This window comes from Massilia sp. Root335 (assembly GCF_001425685.1).
GTDB classification, from domain to species: Bacteria; Pseudomonadota; Gammaproteobacteria; order Burkholderiales; family Burkholderiaceae_D; genus Telluria; species Telluria luteola.
Genome location: NZ_LMCY01000003.1, coordinates 104,059 through 121,636 on the forward strand (window position 1 = coordinate 104,059; position 17,578 = coordinate 121,636).

12 protein-coding genes are annotated in these 17,578 nt (G+C 68.7%); 2 read left to right on the forward strand and 10 right to left on the reverse strand.

Annotated elements, in window-relative coordinates; translation table 11 throughout:
- The first annotated feature begins 90 nt into the window (after positions 1-90).
- On the forward strand, positions 91-1,731 hold the full coding sequence (locus ASC93_RS00960) for a M28 family peptidase (protein WP_056435616.1): 1,641 nt from the start codon (positions 91-93) through the stop codon (positions 1,729-1,731).
- 2 nt (positions 1,732-1,733) lie between these two features.
- Here the strand turns inward: ASC93_RS00960 and ASC93_RS00965 are convergent, their stop codons facing one another.
- Both ASC93_RS00965 and ASC93_RS00970 read right to left on the reverse strand, forming a co-directional pair.
- Entirely contained in the window at positions 1,734-2,804 is a 1,071-nt protein-coding gene (locus tag ASC93_RS00965) for a T6SS immunity protein Tli4 family protein (protein WP_056435619.1), read from the reverse strand.
- Positions 2,801-4,474, reverse strand: a complete 1,674-nt coding sequence (locus ASC93_RS00970) for a triacylglycerol lipase (protein WP_056435622.1) — start codon at positions 4,472-4,474, stop codon at positions 2,801-2,803. Before ASC93_RS00970 ends, ASC93_RS00965 begins: the two co-directional genes overlap by 4 nt.
- A 187-nt stretch (positions 4,475-4,661) precedes the next feature.
- Here ASC93_RS00970 and ASC93_RS00975 point away from each other — a divergent pair, with 187 nt between their 5' ends.
- A complete protein-coding gene (locus ASC93_RS00975) occupies positions 4,662-6,458 on the forward strand; it encodes a DUF885 family protein (protein ID WP_056435625.1) in 1,797 nt (598 codons plus the stop codon).
- Here ASC93_RS00975 and ASC93_RS00980 read toward each other — a convergent pair.
- The 8 genes from ASC93_RS00980 to ASC93_RS31830 form a co-directional block, all read right to left on the reverse strand.
- Complete coding sequence (locus tag ASC93_RS00980; protein WP_229412526.1) at positions 6,450-6,938, reverse strand: hypothetical protein; 489 nt, start codon at positions 6,936-6,938, stop codon at positions 6,450-6,452. The genes ASC93_RS00975 and ASC93_RS00980 overlap by 9 nt on opposite strands.
- A complete protein-coding gene (def, locus tag ASC93_RS00985) occupies positions 6,935-7,471 on the reverse strand; it encodes a peptide deformylase (RefSeq protein WP_056435627.1) in 537 nt (178 codons plus the stop codon). Before def ends, ASC93_RS00980 begins: the two co-directional genes overlap by 4 nt.
- Positions 7,468-8,358, reverse strand: a complete 891-nt coding sequence (gene galU, locus ASC93_RS00990) for a UTP--glucose-1-phosphate uridylyltransferase GalU (RefSeq protein WP_056435630.1) — start codon at positions 8,356-8,358, stop codon at positions 7,468-7,470. Before galU ends, def begins: the two co-directional genes overlap by 4 nt.
- Positions 8,359-8,368: 10 nt before the next feature.
- Positions 8,369-10,732, reverse strand: a complete 2,364-nt coding sequence (gene ligA, locus ASC93_RS00995) for an NAD-dependent DNA ligase LigA (protein ID WP_056435633.1) — start codon at positions 10,730-10,732, stop codon at positions 8,369-8,371.
- Between the two features lie 7 nt (positions 10,733-10,739).
- The gene (locus ASC93_RS01000; RefSeq protein WP_056435636.1) at positions 10,740-11,924 is read right to left on the reverse strand and encodes a cell division protein ZipA C-terminal FtsZ-binding domain-containing protein; all 1,185 of its coding nucleotides are present in this window, start codon (positions 11,922-11,924) and stop codon (positions 10,740-10,742) included.
- Entirely contained in the window at positions 11,921-15,445 is a 3,525-nt protein-coding gene (gene smc / locus ASC93_RS01005) for a chromosome segregation protein SMC (protein ID WP_082547682.1), read from the reverse strand. Before smc ends, ASC93_RS01000 begins: the two co-directional genes overlap by 4 nt.
- A 93-nt stretch (positions 15,446-15,538) precedes the next feature.
- Positions 15,539-16,207 (reverse strand): phosphatase PAP2 family protein, encoded by a 669-nt coding sequence (locus tag ASC93_RS01010; RefSeq protein ID WP_056435639.1) that lies wholly within the window; start codon positions 16,205-16,207, stop codon positions 15,539-15,541.
- 31 nt (positions 16,208-16,238) lie between these two features.
- On the reverse strand, positions 16,239-17,578 hold a 1,340-nt coding region (locus ASC93_RS31830), incomplete at its 5' end, for a DUF1631 family protein (RefSeq protein ID WP_229412528.1).

Consider the following 17,578-nt stretch of genomic DNA (forward strand, 5'->3'; position numbering starts at 1 on the left):
TGCCAGCACATCCCGTCGTCGCGCCCACTTTCCGCCGCGCGGCGGGCGGTGCTACCATCGCACCCTCGTACCACTCAGGAGCCGTCCACGATGCCCGCTTCCCTCTTCCGTACCTGCGCCGCCCCCCTTGCCGCCGCGCTCCTGCTGGGCGCCGCGAGCGCGGGCGCCCGGGCGCAATCCGCGCCGCCCGTGGCCGAGGCCCCGCTGCGTGCCCACCTGTCCTTCCTCGCCGACGACCTGCTGGAAGGCCGCGGCACGGGCCAGCGCGGCGGCGCGCTCACCGTGCGCTACCTCGAGACCCAGGCCGCCGTGCTGGGCCTGCGCCCGCTGGCCGACGGCGGCTACCGCCAGAAGGTCGAACTGGTCGGCCAGAAGACCCTGCCCGCCAGCACGCTGCGCTTCGAGGCCGGCGGCAAGACCCTGCCCGCGACGTTCGGCAAGGACGTCGTGTACGCCAACGCCGCCGGCACCACGGCCACGCACGTGACGGTGCCCCTCGTCTTCGTCGGCTACGGCATCGACGCGCCCGGCGAGCACTGGAACGATTTCGACGGCGCCGACGTGAAGGGCAAGCTGCTCGTCGCGATGGTCAACGATCCGCAGCCCACGGCCGCGGAGCCCGACCGCTTCGGCGGCAAGTCGCTCACGTGGTACGGGCGCTGGGCGTATAAATTCGAGGAAGCCGTGCGCCAGGGCGCTGCGGGCATCCTGCTGATCCACACGACCGCATCCGCTTCCTACCCGTGGAGCGTGCCTGTGAACAGCTTCTCGCACGAGCAATTCCACCTGGCGGGCCCCGGCAACGCGCTGCAGGGCTGGATCAGCGAAGACATGGCGCGCACGCTGTTCGCGCAGGCCGGCCAGGACCTCGACACGCTGCGTGCCCGCGCCGAGGTGCGCGGCTTCAGGCCGGTGCCGCTCGACGCCCGCATCGACGCCGACGTACAGAGCGCCGTGCGCACGATCGTCGAGTACAACGTGGCCGGCATCGTGCCCGGCAGCGATCCGAAGCTGCGCGACCAGGCCGTCATCTATTCCGCGCACTGGGACCACCTGGGCATCGACCCGGACAACGGCAAGCCGGATCACATCTGGAACGGCGCCATCGACAACGCCTCCGGCACGGCCGCCCTGCTCGCGATGGCCCAGGCCGCCGTCCGGCATCCGGCGAAGCGCACCCAGATCTTCCTGTGGCCCTGCGCGGAAGAGCAAGGCCTGCTGGGCAGCCTCGCCTACGTCCGCAATCCGGTGTGGGCGCTGGCCAGGACAGCCGCCGACCTGAACCTGGACAGCATGAACTTCGTCGGCCGCACGCGCGACATGGGCGTGGCCGGCGCCGAGCGCAGCTCGCTGTATGCGACGTCGGAACGGGTGGCCAGGGCGATGGGCCTGCACCTGGCCGCGCCCGTGCCGGACCTCGGCGGCGCCTATTTCCGTGCCGACCACTTCAGCTTCGCCAAGGCCGGCGTCCCCGCCTTCAACGTCGGCTCCGCCGTGTTTTCCGGCGACGGCCGTTTCGAGTTCGAGCACGACCAGGCGGCGGGAGGCGCGAAGATGCGCGCCTTCACGAAGGACTACCACCAGGTCAGCGACCAGTACGACCCGGCGTGGGACTTGTCGGGCATGGTGCAGCAGGCGCAATTCACGCTGAACCTCGGCTATGCGGTGGCCAATGCGCCGTCGATGCCGGCGTGGAAGGCAGGCGAGGCGTACGGCAAGGTCAAACGCTGACGTCAGTGCGGCCGTGCCGCCGGCCGCACGCGCAGGCTGGACGCGATCCGGTCCCACAACGCCATCGCGGCGGGCGCCGACAGCGACGACGGGGCCGGCCCGCCGTCGCCCCGCCCCGTCACCATGGCCAGCCTGATGTCCGGCACGAGCACGTTGTCTTCGGTGCCGTTCAGCTCCCATTCGAAGCCGTAGACGAACACGCCGTTCGACTCGATCACCTGCCGCACGAGCTCGTCGCCGGCGAAACCGGCGATGGTGCGCGGCGCGGCGCGCAGTTCCGTGGCGAGCAGGTTCAACGCGGCCGGGCGCCGCGCGCGCGATACGGCGTTACGTTCGAGCAGCGTACGGGGATCGGGCCTGGTGCCGGCGATGGTGTCGACGTTGATCCCGATGTCCGGGTGGCCGGGCAGGCCGACGGCCATCGTGATGCGCTCGCCCTGCTTCGCGGTGAGGGGTTCCCGGACGTAGGCGCGGTCGAGGCAGAAGCCGGGGTCGGTGGGGATACGGTTGGCGGGGTTGGGGACGAGCTGGGACACGAGCCTGGGCAGGTTCGCCGCGAGATCGGGATCGTAGTCCTTTGCCGTGAGGTCGATGCTGACGCCGTTGCCGTGGACGTGGGCTTCGAGGGCGACGCCTTCGTAGTGGTAGCGCTCGATTGTTAAACCGTCCGATTCCGTTCCTTCGGAGACGTTTCGGCTATGCACGAAAATCTTTCCTGCCAGACCGCTCTCCGTCTTGACCTCGCTGACCGCCTCCATATTCTTATTCCCGCCCAGCCGGTCGGGCTTGGCGCGAATTTCCGCTTCGCGCGCTGCCACCCGCTTGGTGAACGCTTCCTCGCTTTCGGCAAACGCATCGATGTCGAAGCCCTCGATCCATTGCCCGTACAGTTCCACCTGCGCTTCTTTCGGCAAATCGATCAAGATCCTGCCGACGCACACCGTTTTCATCTCTCCGGTCATTTTCATCACCTTGTACGTGTCCCACACGGCGCCGGTGGCCCACGTGGCTGCCAGGGCTGCAACCACGGCGGCGACGGCCCGAATCCATTTCCGTTTGAAATCTCTGTTCATGGCATTCCCTGGACGATCCTGACGACCAACCGAAGCGTCAGCATCAGCATGTCGTCGTTCTTGTACGAGCCTTGGTGGTCGTAGCCGCGCGTCTCGAACAGGTGCTCGACCTTGCCCGCCGGCCCGGCGCCGGACTGGTAGGGCACCGTGCGGTCACCACATGCATCCGGAGGCTCGGGCCGGAAGAACATCGTGCTGCCCGGTTCGATCTCGACGCGCCGGCCTCCTTCAGAAGCATTGCCGGCGAATCGGGCCTTGGTAACGTTTGCTGCGGTCAGAACCGTGTGCGCTCCCGATTCCTCTCGTCCAATCCAACGTACGTGTGCAAAAGCGAGCTGGCTCGAATCGGCACCGTAAAAAGCGTAAGTATTGGGATGGTAATAGTCGCCAAGAACGCCCTTATGGAACCATTCCGCAGTACTTATCGCATCTTTAATCGCTTTTGTAATGCCCCCTTTCCTTGCCAGAAATTTGCCTGCCGGATCAGCCAACGCAGGATCGACCAATCGATACCACGTCCGCGTATTCCGATAAATATCGTATGGATTCGGCACCGCCTCATTCGGCAAATGCAGGAAATCATGCACGGTCTCACCCCCATCCCCACGCCCCGACGGCTGCGCCACGCCCACATGCAGCCACGGCCCCGGATACGAATGAGTCGGCAGCAATTCCAGCGCGCCCGGCGACGTGGCCAGCACCGGCGTGGTGTCGTACGTGGTCTTCCCGAGGATCATGGCCGTGAACTTGCCCACGATGTCCTGGGCCTCCGTGCCGCACGTCATGCGGCGGTAGGCGGCGGGCGCGCCCAGCGCGGGCATCACGCCGTGGATCACGCCGGCGATCCGGTCCGGAATGCGCTTCGCGCACGCGCGTGCGACCAGCCCGCCCATCGAGTGCGTGACGACGATGACCCGGTCGCATTGGCGCTGCATGCCGCGCCATGCCTCGATGATCTCGACGATGCGCCGCTCCAGCCGGCGCGCCGCCTTGTCGCAGCACTCGAGCCAGTTGTAGCCCACCGCATAGACCGGGTAATGGTGGCGCGCGTGCTTGTCGAGGTCGGCCTCGGTCAGCGGCTTCATACGCGGCATGCCCCACCTGGCCGGATCGCACGCCATCACTGCCTGCCAGTGCGGCCGGATCTGGCGCTCGCCGTCGGGGTCGTCGTGCAGGAACGTCTGGTTCAGGCGCGTCTGCAGCGCGCACAGCAGGCCGATGTAGGAATCGGCGTGCACCTCGCCCCAGCCGCGCTCGCGCGCCAGGGCGGGATGGACGTGCAGGCGCCCGTCCCCGTGCGGGATGTGCGCCGGGCCGCCGTCGTCGACCTCGATCGTGTCCACATCGAACAGGCGCTGGCGTTGCTTGGGTGTGCAGTTGTCCCACGCAAACGCGTCCCACAGCCCGCCGGGGATCGTATTCGGCGGGCGCCAGACGGCCTTGCCGGGCTCGACCTCCCGATTCACTTCATCCCGCGTGCGCGGCTGCGCCTTCGCCCTGAGATTCGTGCCCATGATCCCCGGAACCACGATGACGGGGATAACACTGCTCGGCGGCATCAACGCCAGGCCGCGTGTCGTGAACGAGACGGGCGTCAGGACAGTGGTGGTCCGCCAGCCGCCATCGGGCGTGGGGATCAAAGGGGGCAAGGGCCTGGTCGGTTCGCGCATGGCGACGGCGGCGATCGTTCGGACGCGGATTGGGACGCGCCATCTTGGCATGCGGTGCGCGGGCCGCGGTTGAGCGGCCGCAGTGCGCCAAACGATGAGCAAGACTGGCGGCGGCCGGGCCGGCCGGGTAATATCGTGTGATGAGGCAATACCATGCCTCGCACACGACCTCGACCACAGGACATCCATGAAGCAGACCTTGCTTGCCGCCACCCTTTTGCTCGCCCTCTCGCCCCCGATCGCGCCGCCGGCACTCGCCGCGCCGGCGCCCGCTTCCGCGAAAGCGGCGACCCGCGCCGACAAGCAGTTCCAGGCCATCTACCGGGCCGAGTGGCAATGGCGCGTCAAGCAGCGGCTCGCGTGGGACGAGGACGAGCCGCGCGACGCCGGCGCCGAACTGCCCTGGGTCGACGCGCGCACGCAGGCCGCGCGCCTCGCGCAGTGGCAAGGCGTGCTGCGGCGGCTGGACGGCGTCCGCGCGGCAGACCTGGCGCCGCTTGAACGCATCAACTACGCGGTGTACCGCGCGCAGATCGCCGCGTTCGTGGAGGCCCAGCGCTTCCGCGAATTCGAACAGCCCGTGAACGCGGACAGCGCGTTCTGGTCCGACATCGCCTACATCGCGCGCCGCCCGCTCAAGACCGCGGCGGAATACCGCGCCTATCTGGGCCAGTTGGGCGACCTGCCCCGCTACTTCGGCGAGGAACTGGACAATTTGCGGGCCGGCCTCGCGCGCGGCTTCACGCCGCCGCAGGTCACCCTGGCCGGCCGCGACGCGCCGCTGCTGAACATCGTGAACGCGAAGAACCCGGAGGACACGGTGTGGTACACGCCATTCAAGGCGATGCCGGCGACAATCCCCGCGGACGAACAGGCGCGCCTGCGCGCGCAGGGCGTCGCGCTGATCGAGAGCGCCGTCAAACCGGCCTATGCCCAGGCCCTCGCATTCTTCCGCGACGAGTACGTCCCCAAGGCCCGCACGACCCTCGCGGCCGAGAGCCTGCCGGACGGGAAAGCGTATTACCAGTCGAAGATCGTCGAGTACACGACGACGTCGCTGAGCGCGCAGCGGATCCACGCCATCGGCCTGAGCGAGATGGCGAAGATCCGCGCCGAGATGCAGCACACGATGGAGCAAGCCGGCTTCAAGGGCGACCTGCCCGCGTTCCTCGCCTTCCTGCGCAGCGACCCGCAGTTCTACGCGAAGACGCCGCAGGAATTGCTGATGCGCGCCGCCTGGATCGCCAAGAAATTCGACGGCAAGGCCGACCAGTACTTCGGCTACCTGCCGCGCCGCCGCTTTTCCATCGTGCCCGTGCCGCCGGACCAGGCGCCCTATTACACGTCGGCGCGCGGCGGGCCGGGCATCTACCTCGTCAACACGTACGACCTGCCGGCGCGCGCGCTGTACAGCCTTCCCGCGCTGACCCTGCACGAATCGGCGCCGGGCCACGCGTTCCAGATGCCGGTGGCGCTGGAACAGCACGGCGTGCCGCCGTTCCGCCGCGCGTACATCTCGGCGTACGGCGAAGGCTGGGCCCTGTACTGCGAACGCCTGGGCAGCGAGATGGGGATGTACGAAACGCCGTACGAAACGTTCGGCATGCTGAGCTACCAGGCCTGGCGCGCCGCCCGCCTCGTCGTCGACACGGGCATCCACGCGATGGGCTGGACGCGCGCGCAGGCGCAGGCCTATTTGCACGACAACACAGCGCTGTCCGACCACGAGATCGAGACGGAGGTGGACCGCTACATCTCCTGGCCGGGACAGGCGCTGTCGTACTACCTGGGGGAGATGGCGATCATGGAAGCGCGCAGGAAAGCCGAGGCGGCGCTGGGCGAAAAATTCGACATCCGCGCCTTCCACGACACGGTGCTGCAGCTGGGCTCCGTGCCGTTGCCGGTGTTGCAGGCGCGGATCGATACGTTCATCGCGGAAGGCGGGAAGTCGCCGTATCCGGCCGACACGCGATCGTCAGAATAACCTGACCTTCAGCTGCACGGAAATCCCGCCGTACAGACGGTCCTTGTAGCTGGGGATCACGCCGACGTTCACACCAACGCGCCGGTACTCGTACGTGAACGTCGGCACGACGGCCGGAAACCAGCCGCGGTCGCGCATCTTCGGATAGCCGTCGAACGCCGCGATGGCCGCGCCCAGGCGCACGGGACCCAGCGCGTACGGCTGCCACAACACGCCCGCGTAATTCGAATAAAAGCGGTCGCTGTTGACGAAGCGCCCGGCGGCGGCCGCCATCGTGTCGGAAAACCGGTATTCGACGCCGATGCCGCGATTGCCGCCGTTGAGGTTCTTGTCCCGGTCGAAGTGATACGTGGCGAAGCCGCTGTCGACCCACAGCTCGCGCTGCGGGTCGGCCGGGATCTTCGTGAACAGGTCGTCGGCGTGCGCGCCCGCGCCGGCGCAAGCCAGTGTCAGCACGGCGATGAGGCGGTGCGGCTTCAATCGTCGGCCTTCGGGTCGAGATCGGGGAACATCACTTCGGTGAAGCCGAAGCGGGAAAAATCGCGGATGCGCATGGGGTACAGGATGCCGAGCAGATGGTCGACCTCGTGCTGCACGACGCGCGCATGGAAACCGTCGACGTCGCGGCTGATCGGCCGGCCGTACTGGTCGACGCCCTCGTAGTGCAGGCGCGTGTAGCGCGGCACGCTGCCGCGCAGGCCCGGCACCGACAGGCAGCCTTCGAAGCCCTCTTCCATCTCGTCCGACAAGGGCTTCAGCACAGGGTTGATCAGCACCGTCTCCGGCACGGCCGGCGCGTCCGGATAGCGCTGGTTCTTGCCGAAGCCGAAGATCACGAGCTGCAGGTTGACGCCGATCTGCGGCGCGGCGAGGCCCGCGCCGTTCACGGCGTGCATCGTCTCGAACATGTCGGCGACGAGCGCGTGCAGCTCGGGCGTGTCGAAGTCGCGCACGGGTTCGGCCACGCGCAGCAGGCGCGGGTCGCCCATCTTGAGGATATCGCGGATCGTCATGTCGGCAGGCCCGCGCACAACTGCGTCAGGAATTCGCGGTAGCCTTCGGCCGTCTCCGGGTGCTTCATGCCGATGGCGGCCGTGGCCTTCAGGTAGCCGAGCTTGGAGCCGCAGTCGTAGCGGGTGCCGGCATAGCGGTACGCGAGTACGCGTTCGCGCGTCATCAAGGAGGCGATGCCGTCGGTCAGCTGGATCTCGCCGCCCGCCCCCGTGCCCAGGTTTTCCAGGTGCTCGAAGATCGCGCCCGACAGCACGTAGCGGCCCACGACGGCCAGGGTCGACGGCGCGTCCTCGGGCTTCGGCTTCTCGACGATGCCGGAGACGAGCTCCAGGTCCGGCCGGTAGGCGCTCGCGCTGACGACGCCGTACTGGCGGGTGTGCGCGCGCGGTACGTCCTGCACCGCGAGCACGCTGCATTTCTCGTAGCCGTACAGGTCCGTCATCTGCGCCAGCACGGGCTTGTGGCCCTCGGCCGTGTCCATGAAGTCGTCGGCCAGCAGCACGGCGAACGGCTCGTTGCCGATCACGGGACGCGCGCACAGCACGGCGTGGCCCAGGCCCAGCGCGGCCGGCTGGCGGATGTAGATGCAGTTGACGTTCTTCGGGATCACCTGCTGCACGAGCTTCAGCAATTCATTCTTGCCGGCCGCTTCCAGCTCGGATTCCAGTTCGTAGGCCTTGTCGAAATGGTCTTCGATGGCGCGCTTGTTCCGGCCCGTGATGAACACCAGTTCCGTGACGCCGGCGGCGACCGCCTCCTCGACCGCGTACTGGATCAGCGGCTTGTCGACGATGGGCAGCATTTCCTTCGGCTGCGCCTTGGTGGCCGGCAGGAAGCGGCTGCCGAGGCCTGCGACCGGGAATACGGCTTTCTTGATTACGGTCATTCGTGCTCCGTCAAATTGATTGGGTTGAATTCTGTGCGCCGCCCAGCAGCGCGAGCAATCCGGCTTCGTCCAGCACGGTCACCCCGAGCGCCTCGGCCTTTTCCAGCTTGCTGCCCGCCTCCGCGCCCGCGACGACGTACGACGTCTTCTTCGACACCGAACCGGACACCTTGCCGCCCGCCTGTTCGATCAGCGCGCCCGCCGCGTCGCGCGACATCGTCGGCAGCGTCCCCGTCAGCACGAACGTCTTGCCTGCCAGCGGCCCGGCGGCGTCGAGCGCGTCCTGCGGCAGCAGCGCGAGCAGCTCGGTGCGCAGGCTGGCTATCGCGGCCAGCAGGTCGCGGTTGGCGGGCAGCGCCATCCATTGTTCGAGCGCCGTCACCACGGTGTCCGGCAGGCCGAACACGCTGAAGATCTTCAGGTGCGCGAGGTCGTCCAGGGTGCGGCCGTCGGCCAGCAGCTGGCGCGCGCGCGGCTCCGTCAGTTTCGGAATCGCGAGTGCCGTCAACAGGCCCACGTCGTCGAGTTTTTCGCGCAGTTGCGCGCGCGGCGCGTGTTCTCCCTGCGGCGCGACGCCGGCCGCCAGCAGGTCGTTCAACGCCTGCTGGTTCTTCGGCTCCGCGAAGAACTCTGCGATGGCTTCCGCGACCGTGCCGCCGATGTCGGGCAGCACGCGCAGCAGCGCGGCCGGCGCGCGGCGCACGAGGGCCAGGCTGCCGAGCCAGTCGGCCAGCGTCTTCGCCGTCGATTCGCCCACGTGGCGGATGCCCAGTGCGAACAGCAGGCGTTCCAGCGGCGGGTTCTTGCTCGCGGCGATGGCGGCGAGCAGGTTGTCGGCCCACTTGGTCGCGACCTTGCCCTGCTTGACCGTCTCCGGGGTCGTGCCGTCGCGTTCATCCGCCAGGCGTTTCATCTTGAGAAGGTCGTCCAGCGTGAGGCGGTACAGGTCGGCCACGCCGTGAATCAGGTCGCATTCGACGAGGCTGTCGATGTAGCGGTCGCCCAGGCCTTCGATGTCCATCATGCGGCGGCCCGCGAAGTGGCGGATCGCTTCCTTGCGCTGCGCGGCGCATGTCAGGCCGCCGGAGCAGCGCGCGATGGCCTCGCCCTCTTCGCGCACCACGTGCGAGCCGCACACCGGACACGTCTTCGGCAGCACGTACATGGCGGGTTCCGGCGCCGGACGGCGTTCCAGCACGACGGACAGCACTTCCGGGATCACGTCGCCGGCGCGGCGCACGACCACCGTGTCGCCCACGCGCACGTCCTTGCGGCGCACTTCGTCCTCGTTGTGCAGGGTCGCATTCGTGACGGTGACGCCGCCGACGGAGACGGGCACGAGGCGCGCCACCGGCGTGATCGCACCCGTGCGGCCCACCTGCACGTCGATGGCGGACACCGTCGTCAGCGCTTCCTCGGCCGGGAATTTATGGGCCAGCGCGAAGCGCGGCGCGCGCGACACGAACCCAAGTTCGCGCTGGTCCGCGAGGCGGTCGACCTTGTAGACGACGCCGTCGATTTCGTACGGCAGCGATTTGCGGCGCGCGCCGATGTCGCGGAAATAACCCAGCATGCCTTCGCACCCGGTCACCACGGCCCGTTCCTTCGACACGGGCAGGCCGAGCCTGTCCAGCCAGTCGAGCGCCTTCGAATGCGACTCGGGCAGCGCCGCGCCCTCCAGCAGGCCGATGCCGTAGGCGAAGAAGCGCAGCCGGCGCTGCGCCGTGATGCGCGCGTCGAGTTGGCGCAGGCTGCCCGCGGCCGCGTTGCGCGGGTTCGCGAATTCCTTCTGGCCAGCGTCGCGCTGGCGCTGGTTCAGGCGTTCGAAGTCTTCCTTGAACATCAGGACCTCGCCGCGCACTTCCAGCACGTCCGGCACCTCCTCGCCACGCAAGCGCAGCGGGATCACGCGCACCGTGCGGATGTTCGCCGTGACGTCCTCGCCCGTGTAGCCGTCGCCGCGCGTGGCGGCCTGCACGAACACGCCGTTCTCGTACCGCAGGCTCATCGCGAGACCATCGAATTTCAGTTCGGCCGCATAGGCGACGTGCGCGTGGCCCAGGCCGTCGCGCACGCGGCGGTCGAAGTTGTCGATGTCGTCGTCGCTGAAGCCGTTGTTCAGCGAGAGCATCGGCACGGCGTGCGTGACCTGCTTGAATTCCGGGATCGGCGCGGCGCCCACGCGCGACGTCGGCGAGTCCACGGACACGGCCTGCGGATGCTGCGCTTCCAGCTCCTGCAGCTCGCGGAACAGGCGGTCGTACTCGGCGTCCGGGATCGTCGGCGCGTCCAGCACGTGGTAGTTGTAGATGTGGTGGTTCAGTTCCTTGACCAGCCACGCCATCCGTTCCAGCGCATTGTCCAAATCGCCCATCGTCACCTCAGCTGAACAGGCGCAGCGCGCGCGTGGAACCGGCCGCGATGTCGGCCGCGTCCATCTCCTGGTAGAACTCGCGCACCTGGCCCGCGATCTCTTCCAGCGCCTCGTCCGTCAGCGGCTGGTCGAAATCGTCGACGACGGCGGCGTCCAGGCGCTGCACGAGGTCTTTCGCACAGGCGACCATCTTGCCGAAGCCGTCGCGGGCCGGGGCCACGCACGGCACGTCCAGCAGCAGGGTGAGGCGCGAGGTCGTGTCGGCGCCCAGCGTCACGTTGGTCGACAGCGTGAACAGGGTGCCGCTGCCCTCCTCCTTGTCCGCCATGACGAACTTGCCGTCCGGGCGCACGTCGAAGCCCGCGTTTTCCAGCGCGCCGATGAGGGTCGCCATCGCCCACGGCGCGCCTTTCGACGCCAGGTTCACGCCCAGCTGGGCGTCGTGACCGGCGACGAAGCGGTGCAGCGTCTTCGCCTCGCTCATCACTTCGATCATGTCCGGCACTTCCGGCTCGGCGCCAATCTCGTCGGCGACGGCGCGCAGGCGCGTGACCATTTCCGAGTATTCCAGTTCGTTCAAGGCCGTCGTGCGCGTGGCCAGCTGGACGCCGGCCTGCAGCTTCGTGTACACGCCGCCGTGCACGATCGGTTCCCAGTCGCCGTTCACGGCCAGGCCGACGAAGTGCACCGGCTTGTTGCCCACGCGGCGCAGTTGCAGCAGCGCCGGCAGGATGCGGTCGCCGCGCAGCGGGCCTTCCGAGTTCAGCGGGATGAGGCAATCGATCAGCGGATCGACGAGGTTCTCGGCCAGTTGCGCGGGCGGCGTGTCCGGCTTCACGGCCGGCAGCTCGGCGACGGGGTCCAGCGCGGCGGCGGCCGCCGGCACCGGCGCGGCGGCCGGCGCGGGGCCCGGCGCCGCGTGCTGCAGCGGCTCCGCGTAAATCGCCGGTTCGGTCAGCACGTCGTGACTCGGTTCCGGCGCGCCGTCCAGCACAGGCTCCTGGCGCAGGGCGTCCGGCGAAAAATCGCGCTCGGGCGCGGCGCCGCCTTTCATCAGCACGTCGTCGTGGTCGTGCGCGAACGCGCGCTCGACACTCTTGCGGGCCTTGTATTCCTGCCACTTGTTGTAACTAATGACGCCGACGACGAAGACGCCGCCGGCCGCGATCAGGCTCATTTGAAAGTCTGTCATGCTGCTTGTGCCTCAGTAGCGAAATTCGCGGCGGACTCCATGTCCACCGCCACGATGCGCGACACGCCCTGCTCCTGCATCGTCACACCGATCAGTTGGTTGGCCATCTCCATCGCGATCTTGTTGTGCGAGATGAAGAGGAATTGGGTATGGTCCGACATGCGCTTGACCATGCGGCAGAAGCGCTCGGTATTGGCGTCGTCCAGCGGCGCGTCGACCTCGTCGAGGAGGCAGAACGGCGCCGGGTTCAGGCGGAACATCGAGAACACGAGCGCGGTCGCCGTCAGCGCCTTTTCGCCGCCGGACAGCAGGTGGATCGTCGCGTTCTTCTTGCCCGGCGGCTGGGCCATCACCTGCACGCCGGCGTCGAGGATCTCTTCGCCCGTCATCACGAGCTTCGCCGTGCCGCCGCCGAACAGGATCGGGAACAGTTCGGAGAAGTTCGCGTTGACGCGGTCGAACGTATCCTGCAGCAGGTCGCGCGATTCGCGGTCGATGCGGCCGATCGCGCCTTCCAGCGTGGCGATCGCCTCCTGCAGGTCGTTGTTCTGGGCGTCGAGGAAGCGTTTCCGCTCCGTCGCCTGCGCCAGTTCCTCGACCGCGGCCAGGTTGACCGCGCCCAGCGCCGCGATGGCGTTCGTCAGGCGCGTCACCTCGCCCTGCAGGTACGACGGCTTCATGTCGGGATCGAGCTTTTCCGCCAGCACCGCCTCGTCGGCGCCGGTGGCGGACAGCGCTTCCGCGAACTGTTCCTGGTTCAGGCGCGCGGCCTGCTCCTTGAGCTGCATCTCGGTGATGCGCTCGCGCTGCGGCTGCAGGCCGCGCTCCGCCTGCATGCGGGCTTCTTCCGCCGCGCGCAGTTGCTGCGTGAGCTGGTCCAGTTCGTGGCGCGCATCGGCCAGGGCCTTTTCCTGTTCGGTGCGGCGCGCCAGCAGGTCCTGCAGGCCTTCGGCGGCCGCGCCGGATTCCAGCGCTTCCAGTTCCAGCTTGCCGGCGCCGATGCTCTCCAGGACCTGCGCGGCCTGCTGCTGCGCCGTGGCGATCGTGCGGCGCAGTTCCTCGATGCGCGTGCGCTGCGTCTTTTCCGCGAACACGGCTTCCTGCGCGGCGCGCTCCAGGTCGCGCAGGCGCTGGCGCGCTTCGGCCAGCACGCGCTCCTGTTCCTGGAACTCGACCTGGCCATCCTCGTGGGCGCCCTGCAGCTCGGCCAGTTCCATGTCCAGCTCTTCGAACTGCGCTTCCGCTTCGGCCTTGGCCTGGCGCTGCTCCGCTTCCTGCGCGGCGATCTCGTCGAGGTCCGCCGCGATCTGGCCGCTGCGCTGGTTGAAGCGCGCCTCGACCTCGGCCTGTTTCACCACCTCGATCTGCAGCGCATGCACTTCGCGCTGCAACGTCGCGACCTTCTGGCGGCCGTCCTGCAGGCGGCGCTGCAGGTCGCTCACGGCAGCGTCGGCGCGGGTGGCGCGCGTGCGGGCCTCGTCCAGCAGCAGCACCTGGGCGCGCAGCTGTTTGCCGATGTTGTCGATCTCGTGCTGGCGCGCGAGCACGCCGTCCTGCTCGGCGTCGGCCGCGTAGAAGCGCACGCTGCCGCTCGTGACCATGTGGCCTTGCGGCGTGACGAAGCAACCGCCCGCCGGCAGCTTGCCGCGCTGGGCGAGCGCGGTGCCGGGATCGTCGGCCGCGTAGACGCCGAACAGCCAGTCGTCCAGCAGGCCGCGCAGGCCCGGGTCGTTCAGTTTCAGCAGGCTCGCGAACGGCTTCAGGCCGTGGTGGTCGACCGCCGCGCCGCTGCCCGTGGCCGGCGAATACAGCGCGAGGCGGGCCGGCGGCGCATCGCCGAAGAAGCCGCGCGCCCAGTCGAGGTTCGACACTTCCAGCGCGCCCGTGCGCTCGCGCAGCACGGATTCCAGCGCCGTCTCCCAGCCCGTCTCGATGTCGAGCTTCTGCCACAGGCGCGGCAGCTTGTCCAGTTCGTGCTTCTGCAGCCACGGCTGGACCTTGCCCTGCGTCTGCACGCGTTCCTGCAACTGGCGCAGCGCGGACAGGCGCGCTTCCAGCTTCGCGTTGGATGCGGACTCCTGCTGGACCAGCGCATGCGCGTCGCGCCGTTCCTGCTCGACGGCTTCCTGGCGGCTCGCCGCCTCTTCCAGCATCAGGTTCTGCTCTTCCAGCGCCAGCTGCTTTTCTTCGAGCTGCAGGCGCAGGTTGTCGAGGTGGCCGGCGTCCGGCAGATTCAGGCCGCCGCGCTCCTGCTGCAGGCGCTCGCGCCGGGTGGCGAGGTTCGCGAGGATGTTCGACGCGTTGCGCTGGTGCGCGGACGACAGTTCGATGCGCTGCTGGATCTGCATGATGCGGGCACGCGATTCGGTCGACTTGTTCTGCGCCTCGCGCCACGCGGCTTCCATGTCGGGCAAGCGTTCGTTCTGCGCCTCCGCCGCGATCTGGGCGCCTTCCACGCGCGCGGCCAGTTCTTCGAGGCGGAACTCGGCTTCCTCGATCTGCTCCTGCGTGTCGTTCGCCTGGTTCAGCCACTGCTCGCGCTGCGCGCTCAAGGTGCCGATCTGGTTCTGCAGGCGCGTGCGCGACTCGACGACGAACTTGATCTGCGCTTCCAGGCTGCCGATCTCGGAATTGGTCTGGTACAGCGCGCCCTGCGCCACGTGCAGGCGGTCGCCCGTGTCGAAGTGCGCCTGGCGCATGCGCTCCAGGTCGAGTTCCAGGCTGCGCATCTTCGCGTTCTGCTCTTCCAGCCCGGTCTGCGCCTGCTCCATTTCGAGGAACCAGCGCGTCTGCTCGGCCTTCGCCTCGTTGCGGCGCAGGAGCCACAGCAGTTTCTGCTTTTCTTCCTGGTCGGCCTGCAGCTGGTGGAAGCGGTTGGCGACGGCCGCCTGCGCTTCCAGCTTGTCCAGGTTGGCGTTCAGCTCGCGCAGGATGTCTTCGACGCGCAGCAGGTTCTCGCGCGTGTCGGACAGGCGGTTCTCGGTCTCGCGCCGGCGCTCCTTGTATTTCGACACGCCGGCCGCCTCCTCGAGGAACACGCGCAGCTCTTCCGGGCGCGATTCGATGATGCGCGAGATCATCCCCTGGCCGATGATGGCGTAGGCGCGCGGTCCCAGGCCCGTGCCGAGGAAGATGTCCTGGATGTCGCGCCGGCGCACGGGCTGGCCGTTGATGTAGTACGTCGACGTGCCGTCGCGGGTCAAGGTGCGCTTGACGGCGATCTCGGCGTACTGGCTCCACTGGCCGGCCGCCTTGCCGGCGCTGTTGTCGAACACGAGTTCGACGGACGCGCGGCCGGCCGGCTTGCGGTTGGTGGAGCCGTTGAAGATCACGTCCTGCATCGACTCGCCGCGCAGCTCGGACGCTTTCGATTCGCCCAGCACCCACCGTACGGCATCGATGATGTTCGATTTGCCGCATCCGTTCGGGCCGACCACGCCGACCAGCTGCCCCGGCACCTGGAAATTGGTGGGATCGACGAAAGACTTAAATCCCGACAATTTGATGGAGGATAGACGCACGTTCGCTTACGGTAAGGGGGAAGTCGATAAAGGCTGCATCATACCATCTGTGCCTTGCTTTTCGGCCAAGTTTTGGCCGTCGCGCGCGCGGCTTCAGGTGCAAAGGACGGCGAAGCGCACCCGGTCCGGCGCGCACGGCGGCACATACGGCCCCTGCGCCGGTTGCCAGTCGTTGCGCAGGTACACCCGGTCGCGCCCGGACAGCGTCAGCGCGGCGGCCGTCAGCCACTGGTGGGAATAGGCCGGGTCGGCGCGCGGCAGCAGGATCGTCGCCGCGAGCAGCCCCAGCAGCAGCGGCCTGGGCGAGCAGTCCTGCGCGGCGCGGGCGCGCGCGAGGAACAGCGCGGCCGCGCCCAGCCCGAGCACGCAGCCGGACAGCGCCTCGCTGGGCGCATGGGCGCCCACCCGGACGCGCGCCAGCGCGACGGCCGCCGCCAGCAGGGCGCCCGCCACCACGGCCGCCGCGCGCACCCGCCGCGGCTGGCGCTCGACGAGCAGGAATAACGCGACGGGAAACACGGCGCCGGCACGCGTGGCGTGGCCGGAGAAGCCGGTGAACGACAGCGCGCGCACGCCGATGCCCCAGCCGATGAACGCCACCTGGCTCGCGGCCGCCACGAGCATGGCGCCGGCGAACACGAGGCACCAGGCGAGCGCCAGGCGCCAGCAACGCGCGGCGACGAGCCAGGCTGTCACGCCGGCGGCGAGCAATGAGGTGACGTTGAGTCCGCCCAGCGCGGAAAGATGGGACCACCAGAGCATGATACGTGGGACGAGGGATGCGACGGCTCGACTATAACCCGGCAGCCGGATGAGCACCAACACGCGCGGATGGCGCGATCGACGCGTCGTTGACGGCTCCCTGCGCCATCGCTTCGGACAATACCTGCCCCACGACGCCGTCGATCGCGAGCACCCGCGCGCTGCCGTCGTCGAGCGCGGCGGCCAGCTTGTCGGCCGCCAGCGAAAACGCTTCGCGCCGGCCCGCGCCCGAGAAAATGAACAAGGTCCGCAGCGGACTCACCCATGCCAGCTTGACCTTGCGCACGCCTTCGCCCAGGCGGAATTCCAGCCACATGCCGCGCTCCAGGCCGTCGACGGCGGACACCTCGGCCGCCCGCGCCGCGGCCTGCAGGGCGGCCGCGTTTTCCAGCTCGACGCGGCGCAGCGCATCCTGCTGGGCCGCCTCCACCGCCAGTTCCAGCTGGCGCTCGGGCGCCAGCTCGATGGGCGCGCGCACGATGGACGCGTGGTATTCGGCCAGGCGCGCGAAGAATTGCAGGCGCTCCGCGTCCTGCCATTTGATGGCATCGAGCCATTTGTTCAGCGTCGCGAGCAGGCGCGGCAGGCGGGCGATCAGGGCCTTGCGCTGCTCCGGCGTGGCCTTGGGCTTGACGCTCCAGATCAGGTCGTCCATGGCACGGGTGGCGTTGCCGACGGCGCCCGGGCGCGCATCCTCGATCGTGTGCGCGAAGGTCAGCACGGTCGTCCAGCGCTGCTCCAGGAAACCGCTGACGACGTCGATGACGTCGCCCGCCCGTACGCGCAGCGCCACGGCATCGCGCGCGTGGCGGGCCGCGACCTCGTGTCGTTCCTGCTTGATGGCCGTCGCGACGGGGGCGGCCAGCGCCGCCTCTTGCGCGGATTCGTCGGCCGCGATACCCGCCTCCAGCTCGGCGACGGCGCTGGCGAAGGCATCCGGCTTGGCTTCGCCGGCACGCGCGACGCTGCGCTGCATGGCCTGGAACAGCGGGTCGTTCGCGTTCTGGCGCTGTTCCCAGCCGACGCGCGACACGAGGTCGACGAGGCGGCGCGCCGGGTGCGCTTCCTCGAAGAAGAAATTCTTGTCGAGCAGCGCCGCCTTGAGCACCGGGACCTGCAGCAGTTGCAGCAGTTCGCGCGTACGCGGCGGGATGCCGTCGTCCAGCAGCACGGTCTCGAACACGCGCGACAGCAGGTCCAGCGTGTGCTCGTCGCCGCGCGGCAGGCTGCCCTGGGGCAGGCTCTGCTTCAGGCGCGGCAGGTAGAACACATTGTGCGGCTGGGCGCCGGACGCGCCCGTGTGCGGCGCCTGCGCCAGCGCCGGCTCGATGCGGGCCAGCAGGTCCAGCAGCGGCGCCGCGCCGCCGTACT